The following is a 17,294-nucleotide window of genomic DNA, read 5'->3' as shown; positions in this document are numbered from 1 at the left end:
TAGACTAGGGGTCCATGGGCAAGAAACCGGCAAGAGAGCTGCGGCAAGACAAGAGCGAGCGCATCGGCAACGAGGCGGTGCTCGGCTATCGCCCGCCGCCTGGCGTCGCCGACGAGATGGTCGACCAGAACGGCGCGATCCGCCCGGTCTGGCAGCGCTTCATGGCGCTTCTGAGCGGCATGCCGGAGAAGGACCTGACCGAGCGCTTCGCCCGCGCCGACCGCTACCTCCGCGATGCCGGCGTCTTCTACCGCGCCTATGGCAGCACCGGCAGCGCCGAGCGCTCCTGGCCGCTCTCGCCCATCCCGGTGCTCATCGACGAGCGCGAATGGGAGAGCCTGTCGGAAGGCCTCGTCCAGCGCGCCGACCTGCTCGAAGCGATCGTCGCCGACATCTATGGCGACAACAGGCTGGTCGAGGATGGCGTGCTGCCGCCGGCGCTGATCGCCTCCAATCCGGAGTTCCAGCGCCCGCTCGTCGGCGTCAAGCCGGCCGGCGGCCACTATCTGCATTTCTGCGCCTTCGAGGTCGGCCGTGGCCCCGATGGCAACTGGTGGGTCCTGGCCGACCGCACCCAGGCCCCCTCCGGCGCCGGCTTCGCGCTGGAAAACCGGGTGGCGACCACTCGCGCCTTCTCCGATATCTACGCCGAAACCCCGGTGCACCGCCTCGCCTCCTTCTTCGGCGCCTTCCGCGATGCGCTGCAGGGCATGAAGCACAGTGGCGACGACCGCATCGCCGTGCTCACCCCCGGCCCCGCCAACGAGACCTATTACGAACACGCCTACATCGCCCGCTATCTCGGCTTCATGCTGCTCGAAGGCGAGGACCTGACCGTCGTCAACGGCAAGGTAATGGTGCGAACCGTCTCCGGCCTGAAGCCGATCACCGTGCTCTGGCGCCGTCTCGATTCCGCCTATGCCGATCCGCTCGAGCTCAACCAGACCTCGCACATCGGCACGCCGGGCCTGGTGGACGCGCTGCGCGCCGAGAGCGTCACCATCGTCAATGCGCTCGGAAGCGGCATCATCGAGACGCGCGCGCTGCTCGCCTTCATGCCCACCATCTGTCGCCGCCTCTTTGGCCAGGAGCTCAAGATGCCGTCCATCGCCACCTGGTGGTGCGGCCAGAAGAGCGAGCGCGACCATGTCGCCCATAACATCGAGAAGATGGTGATCGGCCCGGCCTATTCGCGCGCGCCCTTCTTCGACGACAACGGTGAATCCGTGCTCGGCTCGGCGCTGCGCGCCACCGCTCGCGATTCCATCAGCGACTGGCTGAACAGCGATGGCCCCAAGCTCGTCGGCCAGGAGGCCGTGACGCTCTCGACCACGCCGAGCTGGGTGAACGGCAAGTTGGTGCCGCGGCCGATGTCGCTGCGCGTCTTCGCCGCCCGCACCAAGAACGGCTGGCAGATCATGCCCGGTGGCTTCGCCCGCATCGGCGCCGGCGACGACGTGGCGGCGATCGCGATGCAGTCGGGTGGGGCCGCCGCCGACGTCTGGATCGTCTCGGACAAGCCCGTCGAGCGCCACACGCTGCTGCCGACCGAGGCGAGCTTCACCCGCAACATGCCGGGGAGCCTTCCCAGCCGCGCCGCCGACAATCTCTTCTGGCTCGGCCGCTATATCGAGCGCGCCGAAGGGGCGCTGCGCATCCTGCGCGCCTGGCATGCCCGCTTCGCCGAGGCCGCCGATCCGAGCCAGCCGCTGTTGGCCGATGTCAGCGCCTATCTCGCCGCCGTCGACATCGACACCGAGGACGCGGTGCCCGACACGCTGCTGCGCAACATCGACAGCGCCGTCTATTCGGCAAGCAACATCCGCGACCGCTTCTCGCCGGATGGATGGCTGGCGCTGACCGATCTCGCCAAGACCGCCCGCCGTTTCCACGCCACCGTGTCGCCGGGCGACGACGCCAGCCATGCGATGACGATCCTGTTGCGCAAGCTCGCGGGCTTCGCCGGTCTCGTGCATGAAAACATGTACCGCTTCACCGGCTGGCGCTTCCTGTCGCTCGGCCGCCATATCGAGCGCGCGCTGCACATGACCCGCCTGCTCGGCCACATGTCCGGCCCCGAGGCGCCCGATGGCGCGCTCGACATGCTGCTCGAGATCGGCGACAGCGTCATGACCCACCGCCGCCGCTACAACGTCAACACGGCGCGGCTGACCGTAACCGACCTTCTGGCGCTCGACCCGCTCAACCCGCGCTCCATCCTGTTCCAGCTGAACGAAATCCTGCGCGAGGTCGAACAGCTGCCGAACGCGCTCACCAACGGCCAGATGTCGCCCTTCTACCGCGAATCCATGCGCCTGCGCTCCGGCCTCGCCGTCATGACGCCCGAGACGATGACCGACGACGTCTATCGCAGCCTCGAACGCGAGCTCGAGAACCTCTCCGATCTCCTCGCGCAAACCTATCTGGGGTGATGTTGTGCTCTACGATCTGTCGCTGCACATGGGCTATAGCTACGACTGGCCGGCCTCCGGCGCCCGCCACATCATGCGCCTGCTACCTCTGTCGCTGCCCGATCGCCAGCGCCTGATAGCGGGTTCGATCAAGGTATCGCCGACGCCCGACGAGCAGTCCAGTTTCACCGATTTCTTCGAGCATCCCGCGACCTCCTTCATGGTCCGCGCGCCGCACGAGAAGCTCGACATCCGCATGCACGCCCGCGTCCAGGTCGAGAGCCACTCGATCACGGCCGATTTCTCCCCCGTGCTCGCCGATCTGCCGGAGGAGATATCGGGCGTCTGGTCGCTGAAGCCGGGCTCGCCGCATCATTTCCTCGGCAACAGCCCGCGCCTGATCGAGACGCCGGTCATTTCGGATTACGCGAGAGGCGTCGTCCAGCCCCGGTTGACCGTGCTCGAAATCGCCACCGCCCTCTGTGCCGCGATCCACAAGGACTTTACCTACGACGCCGAGGCGACCAACGTCGACACCACGCCGATCGAAGCCTTTCGGCTGAAGCGCGGCGTCTGCCAGGATTTCAGCCATGTGATGATCCTGGCGCTACGCAGCCTCGGCATTCCCGCGGGCTACGTCTCCGGCTTCCTGCGTACCATCCCGCCGCCGGGCAAGGAGCGGCTGGAAGGCGCCGACGCCATGCATGCCTGGGTGCGCGTCTGGTGCGGCGAGACGACCGGCTGGGTGGAGCTAGACCCCACCAACAACATCCCCGCCGGCACCGACCACATCGTCGTCGGCTACGGCCGCGACTACTCCGACGTCGCCCCCGTCATCGGCGTGCTGAAGAGCTATGGCGGCCAGCGCGCCGTGCAGGCGGTCGACGTCATTCCCGTCAAGTAGCGCCAGCAAAACAACGTGAAATAAGGCGGCCATCCGGCCTCCCGGCGAACGCCAGGAGGCGAATCCGACCGCATCGTCGCCGATTTCGCGCGATTCCGCGCAGGAAAGCGACAAATCGCTAAATTTCGAACGAATGCATAAAGTCGACCGCAACGAATGTGGCCCATGAATACTTGCATTAAGGGCAACCCCATTCTGGTGAACATGATGAGCACCTTGCATTCGCTGAAGGCCAGCTTCGCCGGCCTGCTGAAAGACCGTGGCGGCAACTTCGCTATGGTAACGGCTTTGATCGCCACCCCGTTGCTGCTGGCAGGGGGCGTCGCGGTCGATTATTCCAATGCATCCGCGCAGAGGACGAATCTGCAGCAGATTGCCGACGCAACCGCGCTCGAAGGCGGCAAAGTCTTCGACGGCTCCAATCTTGCCGCGGCAACCACCACCGCCCAGGCCTTCCTCAAGGGCTATTCCTCACAGATGCCAGGCAATGTCACATCGACAATGACCGCCGATGGCCGGACGTTCAAGGTTGCCCTGAACGCGTCGGTCGACACATCGCTGATGAAGATCGCCAACTATAACTCAATATCGATCGGCGCGAACGCAGCAGCAATATCGCCGATGAAGCCGCAAAAGATCACGCTGACACCGACCAATGCCCAGGGCTTTTGGTACAAGGTCGTATCGATCATCGTCGTACGCCCGGACACGACCGATGAGGTTGTACTCGGCACTTATACCTACCAGCCGACAACGCAAAACGATAGCGGCCAGGGCACGAAGGTCATGAACCCCTCCGGCGCGATCGATCTCGGGAAATATACCAAGCTCGTGCTGAAGATGGACATCAAAACCGACGGCTGCCCGCTCGGCGCCTACGCTACGGTCAACAGCAAGAAAGACGTCACCTGCAACGTGATCCCCGCCAAGGATAAGAACAAGAGCCAATATTCCGGTTACTTCTCCTACAACAACACGCTCAGAACCGACAATCCGGCGACCAGCAACTACCTGTTTGTTGATGGCAAGCAGATGCCCCAGGGCATCAACTTCCCGCTGGAAAAATACTTCGGTTGCGCGAAGCCGCAAAGCCACGCCTGGGAAGACGGCGGCGGTTGGGATCGCCAGGACATCTTCTACACGATCTCGTCGGATTGCACCGCTACCGACAGCAACTACGTCCGCCTGACCCAGTAACATCAATTTCATCGCACCAAAAAAGCCGCTCCGGAACAAACCGGAGCGGCTTTTCGTTGTTGTGCAAATCCGCCTCTATCAAAATCAGAAAGCCGATAAAAATCAAGTTCTTTCCATCGGCGATGGGCGGCCCGCGTCAATTTTTCCGTTTGCCGGTTTTCCCTTGTTGCAAGTGCGTAGTAACGGTGCATAAACTGCATGGCTAGTGCGTGAGTAAATCGATTGAAGCACCTATAACATACTGAAACAAAACCAGAATTGGCGAGCCTGACGATGACCCCCGTTTCGAAGCCCACCATCCCCTCTCCCGCGCCGCGCAGTTCCAAGCCGGAAATTCTCGCAGAAGAAATCATCGAGCGCCTGACCTACCGCATCGGCAAGGATGCCAAGGTCGCCAAGCCGCATGACTGGCTGACGGCGACCATTCTCGTCATCCGCGACCGCATCATCGACAAGTGGATGGACTCGACGCGCAAGGTCTACGCCACCGGCGCCAAGCGCGTTTACTATCTATCCCTCGAATTCCTCATCGGCCGCCTGATGCGCGATGCCGTGTCCAATCTCGGCCTGATGGAAGAGGTGCGCGACGCGCTCGGTTCGCTCGGCGTCGATGTGTCAGTCATCGCCGGCCTCGAGCCGGATGCCGCACTCGGCAATGGCGGTCTCGGCCGCCTCGCCGCCTGTTTCATGGAGAGTATGGCCACCGTCGACGTGCCCGCCTATGGCTATGGCATCCGCTATGTCCACGGCCTGTTCCGCCAGCAGATGGCCGATGGCTGGCAGGTCGAGCTGCCGGAAAGCTGGCTCGCCCACGGCAACCCGTGGGAATTCGAGCGCCGCGAGAGCGCCTATGAAATCGGCTTCGGCGGCTCGGTCGATGTCGCCAACGGCGCCGATGGCGAACCGCGCTATGTCTGGAAGCCGGCCGAGCGCGTCATCGCCGCCGCCTTCGACACGCCCGTCGTCGGCTGGCGCGGCAAGCGCGTCAACACGCTGCGCCTCTGGTCGGCCCAGCCGATCGACCCGATCCTGCTCGACGCCTTCAACGCCGGCGACCATATCGGCGCGCTGCGCGAGAGCAACAAGGCCGAAAGCCTGACCCGCGTTCTCTATCCGGCCGACGCCACGCCCGCCGGCCAGGAGCTGCGCCTGCGCCAGGAGTTCTTCTTCTCGTCGGCCTCGCTGCAGGACATCCTGCGCCGTCACCTGCAGCAGTATGACGACTTCACCTCGCTGCCCGACAAGGTGGCGATCCAGCTGAACGACACCCACCCGGCCGTCTCCATCGCGGAGCTGATGCGCCTGCTCTGCGACGTGCACGGGCTGGAGTTCGACCAGGCCTGGGACATCACCCGCGGCACCATCGCCTACACCAACCACACGCTTCTGCCCGAAGCGCTGGAAAGCTGGCCGGTGCCGCTGTTCGAGCGTCTCCTGCCGCGCCACATGCAGATCATCTACGCGATCAACGCCAAGGTTCTGCTCGAGGCGCGCAAGACCAAGAACTTCTCCGACACCGAGATCCGCTCGATCTCGCTGATCGAGGAAAGCGGCAGCCGCCGGGTGCGCATGGGCAACCTCGCCTTCGTCGGCTCGCATTCGATCAACGGCGTCTCGGCGCTGCACACCGACCTGATGAAGGTCACGGTCTTCGCCGACCTGCACAAGCTCTATCCCGATCGCATCAACAACAAGACCAACGGCATTACCCCCCGCCGCTGGCTGCAGCAGTGCAATCCGGGTCTGACCGGCCTGATCCGCGAGGCGATCGGCGACGATTTCCTCGACGACGCCGAAAAGCTGCGTCCGCTCGACAAATTCGCCACCGACGGCGCCTTCCAGGAGAAGTTCGCGGCGGTGAAGCGCGCCAACAAGGTGGCGCTCGCCAATCTGGTTGCATCGCGGATGGGCGTGAAGATCGATCCGTCGGCCATGTTCGACATCCAGATCAAGCGCATCCACGAATACAAGCGCCAGCTCCTTAATGTCATCGAGGCGGTCGCGCTCTACGACCAGATCCGCTCGCGTCCCGAGCTCGACTGGGTGCCGCGCGTAAAACTCTTCGCCGGCAAGGCGGCGCCGAGCTATCACAACGCCAAGCTGATCATCAAGCTGATCAACGACGTTGCCCGCACCATCAACAACGACCCGGCCGTGCGCGGCCTGCTCAAGGTCGTCTTCGTGCCGAACTACAACGTCTCGCTGGCCGAGGTCATGGTTCCGGCCGCCGATCTCTCCGAGCAGATCTCGACCGCCGGCATGGAAGCGTCGGGCACCGGCAACATGAAGTTCGGCCTCAACGGCGCGCTCACCATCGGCACGCTCGATGGCGCCAATGTCGAAATGCGCGACAATGTCGGCGAGGACAACATCAAGATCTTCGGCCTGCGCGCCGACGAGGTCGCCAAGCTGCGCGCCGACGGCCACAATCCCCGCGCCATCATCGAAGGCTCGCACGAGCTGGCGCAGGCGCTCTCGGCCATCGGCTCCGGTGTCTTCTCGCCGGATGACCGCAACCGCTATTCCGAGCTGATCGAGGGTATCTATTCGCACGACTGGTTCATGGTCGCCGCCGATTTCGACGCCTACGCCCAGGCCCAGCGCGAAGTCGACGATCTCTGGAACGACAAGGCCGCCTGGAGCGAGAAGACCATCCGCAACACCGCCCGCATGGGCTGGTTCTCGTCGGACCGCACGATCCGGCAGTATGCCAAGGAAATCTGGAGAGCCGGATGAAAACGCCGAAGGCGACCCCTGAAGTCAAGCTTCCCTGGGAAATTTCGGCAGATGAAATAGCGGCGATCCTTGCCGGCGCGCATTCCAATCCGTTTGCCGTTCTGGGCGTCCACAAATCGGGCAGCGTTTACGTTGCCCGATGCTACATTCCCGGCGCCGAGGAGGTGACCGCGATGTCGCTCGACGGCACCGCGATCGGCGATCTGGCGCTCCAGCATCCGAGCGGATTCTTCGCCGGCACCGTCGCGGTCAGCAAGCAGGTGCCGGTGCGTTACCGCGCCCGCCGCGGCGATGCCGAATGGGCCGTCACCGACCCCTACAGCTTCGGCCCCGTTCTCGGGCCGATGGACGATTACTACGCCCGCGAGGGCTCGGATCTGCGCCTCTTCGACAAGATGGGCGCGCACTGGATCAAGCACGAAGGCGCTCAAGGAATCCATTTCGCCGTCTGGGCGCCGAACGCGCAGCGCGTCTCCGTCGTCGGCGACTTCAACAATTGGGACGGTCGCCGCCACGTCATGCGCCTTCGATCAGGCGCCGGCATCTGGGAAATCTTCGCCCCCGATGTACCCACGGGCGTCGCCTACAAGTTCGAGATCCGTGGCCAGGACGGCGTGCTCCTGCCGCTGAAGGCCGATCCCTTCGCGCGCCGCAGCGAGCTGCGCCCGAAAAACGCCTCGGTCACCACGCCTGAGCTGTTGCAGGAGTGGGAGGACGAAGCCCACCTCAAGCACTGGAGCGAGATCGACAAGCGCCGCCAGCCGATCTCCATCTACGAGGTGCATGCCGGCTCCTGGCAGCGCCGCGACGACGGCACGTTCCTCTCCTGGGACGAGCTCGCCGCCCGCCTGATCCCCTACTGCGTCGACATGGGCTTCACCCATATCGAGTTCCTTCCCATCACCGAGCACCCCTATGATCCGTCCTGGGGCTACCAGACGACGGGCCTCTATGCCCCCACCGCCCGCTTCGGCGAGCCGGAGGGTTTCGCCCGCTTCGTCAACGGCGCCCACAAGGTCGGCATCGGCGTCATCCTCGACTGGGTGCCGGCGCATTTCCCGACCGACGAGCATGGTCTCGGCTGGTTCGACGGCACCGCGCTCTACGAGCACGAGGACCCGCGCAAGGGCTTCCACCCGGACTGGAACACGGCGATCTACAATTTCGGCCGCACCGAGGTCGTGTCCTATCTCGTCAACAACGCGCTCTACTGGTCGGAAAAATTCCATCTCGACGGCCTGCGCGTCGATGCCGTCGCCTCGATGCTCTACCTCGATTACTCCCGCAAGCACGGCGAGTGGATCCCCAACGAATATGGCGGCAACGAAAACCTCGAGGCCGTCCGCTTCCTGCAGAACATGAACACCCGCATCTATGCCGAGCACCCCGGCGTCATGACCATCGCCGAGGAATCGACGTCATGGCCCAAGGTGTCGCAGCCGGTGCATGAAGGCGGCCTCGGCTTCGGCTTCAAGTGGAACATGGGCTTCATGCACGACACGCTGAGCTACATGAGCCGCGAGCCGGTGCACCGCAAGCATCACCACAACGAGCTGACCTTCGGCCTGCTCTACGCCTACTCCGAAAACTTCGTGCTGCCGCTCTCCCACGACGAAGTGGTGCACGGCAAGGGCTCGCTGATCGCCAAGATGCCCGGCGACGACTGGCAGAAGTTCGCCAATCTGCGCGCCTATTACGCGCTGATGTGGGGCTATCCCGGCAAGAAGCTTCTGTTCATGGGCCAGGAATTCGCCCAGTGGAGCGAATGGAACGAGGCCGGCTCGCTCGACTGGAACCTGCTTCAGTACCGCATGCACGAAGGTATGCGCCGCCTGGTGCGCGACCTCAACTTCACCTACCGCAGCAAGCCGGCGCTGCACGCCCGCGACTGCGAGGGCGAAGGCTTCGAATGGCTGGTTGCCGACGACCACGAGAATTCGGTCTTCGCCTGGCTGCGCAAGTCGCCGGGTGAAAAGCCGGTCGCCGTCATCTGCAACATGACGCCCGTCTACCGCGAGAACTACGCCGTCAAGCTGCCCACCGAAGGCCGCTGGCGCGAAATCCTGAATACCGACGCCGACATCTATGGCGGCAGCGGCAAAGGCAATGGCGGTCGTGTCCAGGCGGTCAACGCCGGCGGCACCATCGTCGCATCACTGACCTTGCCGCCTCTGGCGGTGATCATGCTTGAACCTGAGACTTGAGACTGGTGGGAGGAAGACAATGGTAGAAAAACGCATTCAGCCACTTGCCCGCGATGCAATGGCCTATGTTCTTGCCGGCGGCCGGGGGAGCCGTCTGAAGGAACTCACCGACCGACGCGCCAAGCCCGCGGTCTACTTCGGCGGCAAGTCGCGCATCATCGATTTCGCGCTGTCCAACGCGCTGAACTCAGGCATCCGCCGCATCGGCGTCGCCACCCAATACAAGGCGCACTCGCTGATCCGCCACATGCAGCGCGGCTGGAACTTCTTCCGCCCCGAGCGCAACGAGAGCTTCGACATCCTGCCGGCCTCCCAGCGCGTCTCGGAGACGCAGTGGTACGAAGGCACGGCCGACGCGGTCTACCAGAACATCGACATCATCCAGGACTACGGCGTCGAATACATGGTGATCCTCGCCGGCGACCACGTCTACAAGATGGATTACGAATACATGCTGCAGCAGCATGTCGACAGTGGCGCCGACGTCACCATCGGCTGCCTCGAAGTGCCGCGCATGGAAGCCGTGGGCTTCGGCGTCGTGCATGTCGACGAGACCGACCGCATCATCGATTTCGTCGAAAAGCCCGCCGATCCGCCGGCCATTCCCGGCAAGCCGGACAGCGCCTTCGCCTCGATGGGCATCTACGTCTTCCGCACCAAGTTCCTGATCGAGGAACTGCGCCGCGACGCCGCCGATCCGAATTCCAGCCGTGACTTCGGCAAGGACATCATCCCCTATATCGTCAAGAACGGAAAAGCCGTCGCCCACCGCTTCGCCAATTCCTGCGTGCGCTCCGATTTCGAGCGCGAGCCCTACTGGCGCGACGTCGGAACCATCGATGCCTACTGGCAGGCCAATATCGACCTGACGGCGATCGTTCCCGAACTCGACATCTACGACAAGTCCTGGCCGATCTGGACCTATGCCGAGATCTCGCCGCCGGCGAAATTCGTGCACGACGACGAGAACCGCCGGGGGTCCGCGACCTCCTCGGTCATTGCCGGCGATTGCATCATCTCGGGCGCCACGCTCAACAACAGCCTGCTCTTCACCGGTGTGCGCGCCAATTCCTACTCGAAGCTCGAGGGCGCCGTCGTGCTGCCGAGCGTCAAGATCGGCCGCCACGCGCAGCTGACCAATGTCGTGATCGACCACGGCGTCATCATTCCGGAAGGTCTTGTTGTCGGCGAGGACCCGGTTCTCGACGCCAAGCGTTTCCGCCGCTCCGAGGGCGGGATCTGCCTCATCACGCAGCCGATGATCGACAAGCTGGATTTGTAAAAGATGAAAGTTCTTTCGGTTTCGTCCGAAGTCTTCCCATTGATCAAGACAGGGGGCCTGGCCGATGTGGCCGGCGCCCTGCCGATCGCGCTGAAGCGCTTCGGCATCGAAACCAAGACGCTGATGCCCGGCTATCCCGCGGTGATGAAGGTCATTCGCGATCCCGTCGTCCGAATGCGCTTCGATGATCTGCTCGGCGAACCCGCCACCGTGCTCGAGGTCAATCACGAGGGGCTCGACATCCTCATCCTCGACGCTCCCGCCTATTACGATCGTTCCGGCGGCCCCTATCTCGACGCAACAGGCAAGGACTACCACGACAACTGGCGCCGCTTCGCCGCGCTGTCGCTTGCCGGCGCCGAGATCGCCGCCGGCCTGATGCCCGGCTGGCGCCCCGACGTCGTCCACGCGCATGACTGGCAGGCGGCGATGACGCCCGTCTATATGCGCTTTTACCCGACGCCCGAACTCCCGAGCATCCTCACCATCCACAACATCGCCTTCCAGGGCCAGTTCAGCGCCGAGATCTTCTCCGGCCTGCGCCTTCCCCCGCAGGCCTTCTCCGTGGAAGCGCTGGAATATTACGGCAATATCGGCTTTCTCAAGGGTGGCCTGAAAACCGCGCACGCGATCACCACCGTCAGCCCGTCCTATGCCGGCGAGATCCTGACCTCGGAGTTCGGCATGGGCCTCGAGGGTGTCATCGCCAGCCGCATCGAGGCGCTGCACGGCATCGTCAACGGCATCGACCACGAGGTCTGGGACCCGGCCACCGACGCCGTGCTGCAGACCCATTACACCGGCGCCACGCTGAAGAACCGCGCCGCCAACCGCGCCGCCGTCCAGGAATTCTTCGGCCTGCACGACGACAACGCGCCGATCTTCTGCATCATCAGCCGCCTCACCTGGCAAAAGGGCATGGACCTGATCGCCGCCTGCGCCGACGAGATCGTCGCCATGGGCGGCAAGCTTGCCATCCTGGGTTCCGGCGACCCGGCGCTCGAGGGCTCGCTGCTCGCCGCCTCCGCCCGCCATCCCGGCCGTATCGGCGTCTCGATCGGCTACAACGAGCCGATGTCGCACCTGATGCAGGCCGGCTCCGACGCCATCATCATCCCCTCGCGCTTCGAGCCCTGCGGCCTGACGCAGCTCTATGGCCTGCGCTATGGTTGCGTCCCCATCGTCGCCCACACCGGCGGCCTTGCCGATACCGTCATCGATGCCAATCACGCCGCACTTGCGGCCAAGGTGGCAACCGGGATACAATTTTCTCCGGTGACCGCTTCCGGTCTGTTGCAGGCAATCCGCCGCGCGCTACATCTCTATACCGATCAAAAGGTCTGGACCCAATTGCAAAAGCAGGGCATGAAATCGGATGTCTCGTGGGAGAAAAGCGCCGAGCGCTATGCTGCCCTCTATTCAAGCCTCGCCCCGAAAGGCAAGTGACAGAAAATGAACAAGTCCGTATCCACCACCCCCTATCAGGATCAGAAGCCCGGCACCTCGGGCCTGCGCAAGAAGGTCCCGGTATTCCAGCAGCCGAACTACGCCGAGAACTTCATTCAGTCGATCTTCGATTCGCTTGAAGGCTTCCAGGGCAAGACCCTCGTCATCGGCGGCGACGGACGCTACTACAACAAGGAAGTCATCCAGAAGGCGATCAAGATGGCCGCCGCCAATGGCTTCGGCAAGATCATCGTCGGCAAGGGCGGCATCCTGTCGACGCCGGCCGCATCGCATGTGATCCGCAAGTACAAGGCCTTCGGCGGCATCATTTTATCGGCCAGCCACAATCCCGGCGGCCCCACCGAAGACTTCGGCATCAAGTACAACATCGGCAATGGCGGCCCGGCGCCGGAAAAGATCACCGACGCGATATTCGCGCGCACCAAGGTGATCGACACCTACAAGATCGCCGACTTCGCCGACGTCAATCTCGACCGCATCGGCAAGGACGAGCTGCCCGGCGGCACGGTGCTTTCGGTTCTGGATTCCGTCGAGGACTACACGGCGCTGATGGAAGAGCTGTTCGACTTCGGCGCCATCCGCAATCTCATCAGCCTCGGCTTCCGCATCGCCTTCGATGCGATGAGCGCCGTCACCGGCCCCTACGCCAAGGAAATCTTCGAAAACCGTCTCGGCGCGCCCTCCGGCTCGGTCCGCAACTTCATGCCGCTGCCCGATTTCGGCGGCCACCATCCGGACCCGAACCCGGTTCACTGCAAGGAACTCTTCGACGAGATGATGGGCGACGACGCGCCCGATTTCGGCGCGGCCTCCGATGGTGACGGCGACCGCAACCTCATTGTCGGCCGTGGCATCTTCGTCACCCCTTCCGACAGCCTCGCGATCATCGCCGCCAACGCCAATCTGGCGCCCGGCTATTCCGGCGGCCTCGCCGGCATCGCCCGTTCCATGCCGACCTCGGGCGCCGCCGACCGCGTCGCCGAAAAGCGCGGCATCGGCATGTACGAGACGCCGACCGGCTGGAAGTTCTTCGGCAACCTGCTCGACGCCAACATGGCGACCATCTGCGGTGAGGAAAGCGCCGGCACCGGCTCCAACCACGTTCGCGAGAAGGATGGTCTCTGGGCGGTTCTGATGTGGCTGAACATCCTGGCCGTTCGCGGCGAGAGCGTTCAGGACATCGTCACCCAGCACTGGCAGACCTACGGCCGCAACTACTATTCGCGCCACGACTATGAAGGCGTCGACACCGAAGCCGCCAATGGCCTGGTCGCCAACCTGCGCGCCCAGCTTGCGAGCCTTCCGGGCAAGACGTTTGGTCCTCTCAAGGTCGAGAAGGCCGACGATTTCGCCTATCACGACCCGGTCGACAAGTCGGTGAGCGAGCACCAGGGCATCCGCATCATGTTCGAGGGCGGCTCCCGCGTGGTCTTCCGCCTGTCGGGCACCGGCACCTCGGGCGCCACGCTGCGCGTCTACATCGAGCGATACGAGGCCAATTCCAGCCGCCACAACATCGAAACCCAGGAAGCGCTCGCCGACCTCATCGCCGCCGCCGAGACCATCGCCGAGATCAAGTCCCGCACCGGCCGCGACGCCCCTTCGGTGATCACCTGAGATAGCGGAAACTTTAGCGCGTGCAGCCCCCTCATCCGGCTGCCGCCACCTTCTCCCCGTTGGGGAGAAGAGACTCGAGGCGGGCCGCTCGCGCCGACCTTCCCTTCTCCCCCACGGGGAGAAGGTGGCCCGAAGGTTTCAGGTGCAACAAGTTGCACCGGGGATGAGGGGGCCACGCGGCATCCCATCAACCCCATCAAACATCCCCCCGGAACAAGGACCTAGCACCCCATGCCGTTCGTTTCCGGCGTAACCCTCACCGCCACAGGCGCCACCTTCGTCGTCCGCTCAAGCGAGGCCACGAAACTCCACCTCTGCCTCTTCGACCAGACCGGCCGCGAAACCGACCGCCTGCCGATGACGCGAGATGAAGACGACCTCCACCACCTCTTCGTCGAAGGCATCGCCCCTGGCGCTCGCTACGGCTACCGAGCCGAAGGCACCTACGCCCCCGACGACGGCCTATGGTTCGATCCCTCGAAACTCCTGGTCGATCCCTACGCGACCGAGCTCGACCGCCCCTTCCGCTACGATCCGATGCTGTCGAAATTCGGCGCCGACACGCAGCACCTCGTCCCCCGCGCGATCGTCACCCGCGACATCGACGTGACGCCAGCGCCCCCCGTCTTCCGCCCCGGCGGCTTCATCTACGAAGTGGCGGTCCGCCCCTTCACCATGCTGCACCCCGATGTGCCGGAAGCACAGCGCGGCACCATCGCGGCGCTTGCCCATCCCTCGGTCATCGCCCACCTCAAGCGCATCGGTGTCGACGCCATCGAGCTGATGCCCATCACCGCCTGGATCGACGAACGCCACCTTCCGCCGCTCGGCCTCACCAACGGCTGGGGCTACAATCCCGTCGCCTTCATGGCGCTCGATCCGCGCCTTGCCCCGGGCGGCATGGCCGAACTGCGCGACACCGTCGCCAGGCTCCACGCTGAAGGCATCGGCGTCATTCTCGACCTCGTCTTCAACCATACCGGCGAAAGCGACCGCTTCGGCCCGACACTCTCCATGCGCGGCCTCGACAACCGCGTGGCTCTGCGCCACGTCCCCGGCCAGCCCTGCACGCTGGTTAACGACACCGGCACCGGCAACACGGTCGCCTGCGACCATCCCTATGTCAGGCAGCTGATCGTCGACACGCTTCGCCATTTCGTGCTCAAGGCCGGCATCGACGGCTTCCGCTTCGACCTTGCGCCGATCATCGGCCGCACCGCCACCGGCTTCGAGGCACGCGGCGAGACCCTGAAGGCGATGCTGGAGGACGAGGTGCTCGCCGACCGCGTCATGATCGCGGAACCCTGGGACATCGGCCCCGGCGGCTACCAGCTCGGCAACTTCCCCGCCCCCTTCCTCGAATGGAACGACCGTGTGCGCGACGACGTCAGATGCTACTGGCGCGGCGACCACGACAAGACCGGCGCGCTGGCGTCTGCTCTCGCGGGCTCCTCCGACATCTTCGCGCGCGGCGGCGCCACTTCTACCCGCAGCGTCAATTTCCTCGCCGCCCATGACGGCTTCACCCTCAAGGACCTCGTCTCCTACAACGGCAAGCACAACGAGGCGAACGGCGAGGACAACCGCGACGGCCACAACGAGAACCATTCCTGGAACAACGGCGTTGAAGGCGAGACCGACGATCCCTCGATCGTCGCCCGCCGCCGCGCCGACTTGAAGGCGCTGATTTCCACCCTCTTCGCGACGCGCGGCACCGTCATGCTGACGGCGGGCGACGAAGGCGGCCGCAGCCAGCGCGGCAACAACAACGCCTATTGCCAGGACAACGAAATCACCTGGGTCGACTGGGCGGCACTCGACGAAGAGCTGATCGCCCACACCGCCTTCGTCTCGGGCTTGCGCAAGCGCTTCGGCGTCTTCTCGCAATTCTCCTTCTTCAAGGGCGACGGCGACGTCAGCTGGATCACGCCTTCAGGCCAGCCGATGGCCGTGTCTGATTGGGAGACGCCCGATTTCGCCACGCTCGGCATGATCCTGCAAACCGACGATGCCGGCACCGGCAGGCGGCTCAGGCTGGCCGTGCTCATCAACCGCGCGCAATCCGAACAGCCGTTCTCGCTCCCGGCCGACGCGGCCTGGTGCCGGATCGGCGGCGATGAAAACCCGAAACCAGAGAAACAAGTGCGCATACCGGGGCGGTCCGTCACTTTCCTGCTTGAAAATTGACGCGCCCGTGAGTTGTATTAGAATCCTTGTCGTAATCGTCACGAACGCACTGTAAGCCTTTTAGAAACAGCTTTTTCAAGAGGAATTGATGCTCAAGGAAATTTCGCTTGCGGACGTTCGCGGGCTGGTCGGCACGGAAACCGGCCTTTCGGACTGGATCGTCGTCGACCAGACGATGATCGACGCCTTTGCCGACGCCACCCACGACCATCAGTTCATCCACACCGATCCGGTGCGCGCCGCCGAAAGCCCCTTCGGCGGCACGATCGCTCATGGTTTCCTGACGCTCTCGCTGCTGTCGACGATGAACTACAACTGCCTGCCCAAGGTGCGCGAGCAGACCATGGGCATCAATTACGGCTTCGACGCCGTCCGCTTCGCCGCCCCGGTCAAGGCGGGCGCCCGCATCCGCGGCCGCTTCGTCCTCGCCGAAGCCCGCTTCCGCGGCGCCGGCATGCTGATGACCACCTACGAGGTCACCATCGAGATCGAAAACGAACGCAAGCCGGCGCTCACCGCACGCTGGACGACCATCATCCAGTTCGACCCGAAGGATCGGCCGGAGGACGTTTAGGCGGGGCCAGATATAGCCCGCGGAGGGCGGCGATGAGTTTGGTTGAGAATGAACAGATCAAGCTCCTTGCCAACGCGCTGGACCGGGCATCCACCGCCTGTTTCACCGTCGGCATCGTCACCCCGATCGCCGGCGTGCTTTACGGGATCGGCAATTTCATTCAGACACCCAGCCTGTGGCTCGTGTGCTATCTTGCAGGTTGGCTTTTGATTGCTGCGATACTACATTCTCTGGCGAGACGAACGCTGAAGGGATTGAAGCCATGAACACTGGCGCCTTGCTGTTCATATCATTCGGCCTGCCGGCCATTATCGGTATCCTCGCCTATGCCGCTGTTCTTTGGCACGAACGCGAATGGCGCAAGCATCGCGATCAGCCGGGCGAGTAGTAGTATCTCGATAAGACACGTTCTGAATGGGAATTGCCGTGACGCGGCGGAGGACTGACGCCGCAATCCACAGAGCCTTGCATCACGCATCGGGGACGGCGCTCTGGCACCGTCCCCGATCTCATAATCACAACACGAGGGCGTTAAAGCGTGTCGCATCTATTCAGCCTCATATCCTGCTGCCTTGAAGAAGTTTCGACATTCCGCGACCGAGAAGAGGCTGATTATATCTCCGAGTGCATGCGTGATGGCATCGAAGCTGCGAGCGGCTCGCTTTCGTAGGAGCGCCTTGAGTTTGGAGAATGCCATTTCGATGGGGTTCAGGTC

Annotated in this window: 13 protein-coding genes and 1 pseudogene; 12 read left to right on the top strand and 2 right to left on the bottom strand. The window is 63.8% G+C overall.

The features are described from left to right. Positions 1-14: 14 nt before the first annotated feature. The 3 genes from GGQ67_RS11695 to GGQ67_RS11685 all read left to right on the top strand — a co-directional run bounded on the left by GGQ67_RS11695 (position 15) and on the right by GGQ67_RS11685 (position 4,512). Complete coding sequence (locus GGQ67_RS11695) at positions 15-2,432, top strand: circularly permuted type 2 ATP-grasp protein (protein WP_183900345.1); 2,418 nt, start codon at positions 15-17, stop codon at positions 2,430-2,432. Positions 2,433-2,436: 4 nt separating this feature from the next. Further along, positions 2,437-3,315: a transglutaminase domain-containing protein gene (locus GGQ67_RS11690; RefSeq protein ID WP_183900344.1), complete on the top strand. Its 879-nt coding sequence runs from the start codon at positions 2,437-2,439 to the stop codon at positions 3,313-3,315. A gap of 165 nt (positions 3,316-3,480) precedes the next feature. Beyond that, on the top strand, positions 3,481-4,512 hold the full coding sequence (locus GGQ67_RS11685) for a TadE/TadG family type IV pilus assembly protein (RefSeq protein WP_246400168.1): 1,032 nt from the start codon (positions 3,481-3,483) through the stop codon (positions 4,510-4,512). An 8-nt stretch (positions 4,513-4,520) separates the two neighbouring features. On the opposite strand, the gene GGQ67_RS11680 is transcribed toward GGQ67_RS11685, so the two are convergent. Further along, positions 4,521-4,811, bottom strand: a complete 291-nt coding sequence (locus GGQ67_RS11680) for a hypothetical protein (protein WP_183900343.1) — start codon at positions 4,809-4,811, stop codon at positions 4,521-4,523. On the opposite strand from GGQ67_RS11680, the gene GGQ67_RS11675 reads away from it, so the two are divergent. The 9 genes from GGQ67_RS11675 to GGQ67_RS25495 all read left to right on the top strand — a co-directional run bounded on the left by GGQ67_RS11675 (position 4,786) and on the right by GGQ67_RS25495 (position 16,967). Next, positions 4,786-7,248, top strand: coding sequence for a glycogen/starch/alpha-glucan phosphorylase (locus GGQ67_RS11675; RefSeq protein ID WP_183900342.1), 2,463 nt, complete (start codon positions 4,786-4,788; stop codon positions 7,246-7,248). The genes GGQ67_RS11680 and GGQ67_RS11675 overlap by 26 nt on opposite strands. Next, on the top strand, positions 7,245-9,452 hold the full coding sequence (gene glgB / locus GGQ67_RS11670; protein ID WP_183900341.1) for a 1,4-alpha-glucan branching protein GlgB: 2,208 nt from the start codon (positions 7,245-7,247) through the stop codon (positions 9,450-9,452). Before GGQ67_RS11675 ends, glgB begins: the two co-directional genes overlap by 4 nt. A 19-nt stretch (positions 9,453-9,471) precedes the next feature. Continuing rightward, entirely contained in the window at positions 9,472-10,734 is a 1,263-nt protein-coding gene (gene glgC, locus GGQ67_RS11665) for a glucose-1-phosphate adenylyltransferase (protein ID WP_183900340.1), read from the top strand. A gap of 3 nt (positions 10,735-10,737) precedes the next feature. Next, on the top strand, positions 10,738-12,180 hold the full coding sequence (gene glgA / locus GGQ67_RS11660; RefSeq protein ID WP_183900339.1) for a glycogen synthase GlgA: 1,443 nt from the start codon (positions 10,738-10,740) through the stop codon (positions 12,178-12,180). Positions 12,181-12,186: 6 nt separating this feature from the next. Beyond that, positions 12,187-13,818: an alpha-D-glucose phosphate-specific phosphoglucomutase gene (locus tag GGQ67_RS11655; protein ID WP_183900338.1), complete on the top strand. Its 1,632-nt coding sequence runs from the start codon at positions 12,187-12,189 to the stop codon at positions 13,816-13,818. 231 nt (positions 13,819-14,049) lie between these two features. Further along, on the top strand, positions 14,050-16,005 hold the full coding sequence (gene glgX / locus GGQ67_RS11650) for a glycogen debranching protein GlgX (protein ID WP_183900337.1): 1,956 nt from the start codon (positions 14,050-14,052) through the stop codon (positions 16,003-16,005). Between the two features lie 88 nt (positions 16,006-16,093). Next, positions 16,094-16,579, top strand: coding sequence for a MaoC family dehydratase (locus GGQ67_RS11645; protein WP_183900336.1), 486 nt, complete (start codon positions 16,094-16,096; stop codon positions 16,577-16,579). A gap of 32 nt (positions 16,580-16,611) precedes the next feature. After that, positions 16,612-16,845, top strand: a complete 234-nt coding sequence (locus GGQ67_RS11640; protein WP_113197877.1) for a hypothetical protein — start codon at positions 16,612-16,614, stop codon at positions 16,843-16,845. Further along, positions 16,842-16,967 carry a hypothetical protein gene (locus tag GGQ67_RS25495; protein WP_281393578.1) on the top strand — a complete coding sequence of 42 codons (126 nt, stop codon included), beginning with the start codon at positions 16,842-16,844 and terminating at the stop codon, positions 16,965-16,967. Before GGQ67_RS11640 ends, GGQ67_RS25495 begins: the two co-directional genes overlap by 4 nt. A 159-nt stretch (positions 16,968-17,126) precedes the next feature. Here GGQ67_RS25495 and GGQ67_RS25300 read toward each other — a convergent pair. Then, positions 17,127-17,294 (bottom strand): annotated as a pseudogene (locus GGQ67_RS25300) (IS630 family transposase); the annotation flags it as partial.

This window comes from Rhizobium metallidurans, assembly GCF_014196505.1.
Lineage (GTDB): Bacteria > Pseudomonadota > Alphaproteobacteria > Rhizobiales > Rhizobiaceae > Rhizobium > Rhizobium metallidurans.
The sequence above is the reverse complement of the archived record's forward strand: the minus strand, read 5'-3'. Positions and strand labels throughout refer to the sequence as shown.

Bases quoted from the DNA above. Each gene is read 5' to 3' on its own strand.
- GGQ67_RS11695 (WP_183900345.1), top strand. From the start codon at position 15: ATGGGCAAGAAACCGGCAAGAGAGCTGCGGCAAGACAAGAGCGAGCGC.
- GGQ67_RS11640 (WP_113197877.1), top strand. From the start codon at position 16,612: ATGAGTTTGGTTGAGAATGAACAGATCAAGCTCCTTGCCAACGCGCTG.
- GGQ67_RS25495 (WP_281393578.1), top strand. From the start codon at position 16,842: ATGAACACTGGCGCCTTGCTGTTCATATCATTCGGCCTGCCGGCCATT.
- GGQ67_RS11645 (WP_183900336.1), top strand. From the start codon at position 16,094: ATGCTCAAGGAAATTTCGCTTGCGGACGTTCGCGGGCTGGTCGGCACG.
- GGQ67_RS11680 (WP_183900343.1), bottom strand. From the start codon at position 4,811: ATGGTGGGCTTCGAAACGGGGGTCATCGTCAGGCTCGCCAATTCTGGT.
- glgX (WP_183900337.1), top strand. From the start codon at position 14,050: ATGCCGTTCGTTTCCGGCGTAACCCTCACCGCCACAGGCGCCACCTTC.
- glgC (WP_183900340.1), top strand. From the start codon at position 9,472: ATGGTAGAAAAACGCATTCAGCCACTTGCCCGCGATGCAATGGCCTAT.
- GGQ67_RS11675 (WP_183900342.1), top strand. From the start codon at position 4,786: ATGACCCCCGTTTCGAAGCCCACCATCCCCTCTCCCGCGCCGCGCAGT.
- glgA (WP_183900339.1), top strand. From the start codon at position 10,738: ATGAAAGTTCTTTCGGTTTCGTCCGAAGTCTTCCCATTGATCAAGACA.
- GGQ67_RS11685 (WP_246400168.1), top strand. From the start codon at position 3,481: ATGAATACTTGCATTAAGGGCAACCCCATTCTGGTGAACATGATGAGC.
- glgB (WP_183900341.1), top strand. From the start codon at position 7,245: ATGAAAACGCCGAAGGCGACCCCTGAAGTCAAGCTTCCCTGGGAAATT.
- GGQ67_RS11655 (WP_183900338.1), top strand. From the start codon at position 12,187: ATGAACAAGTCCGTATCCACCACCCCCTATCAGGATCAGAAGCCCGGC.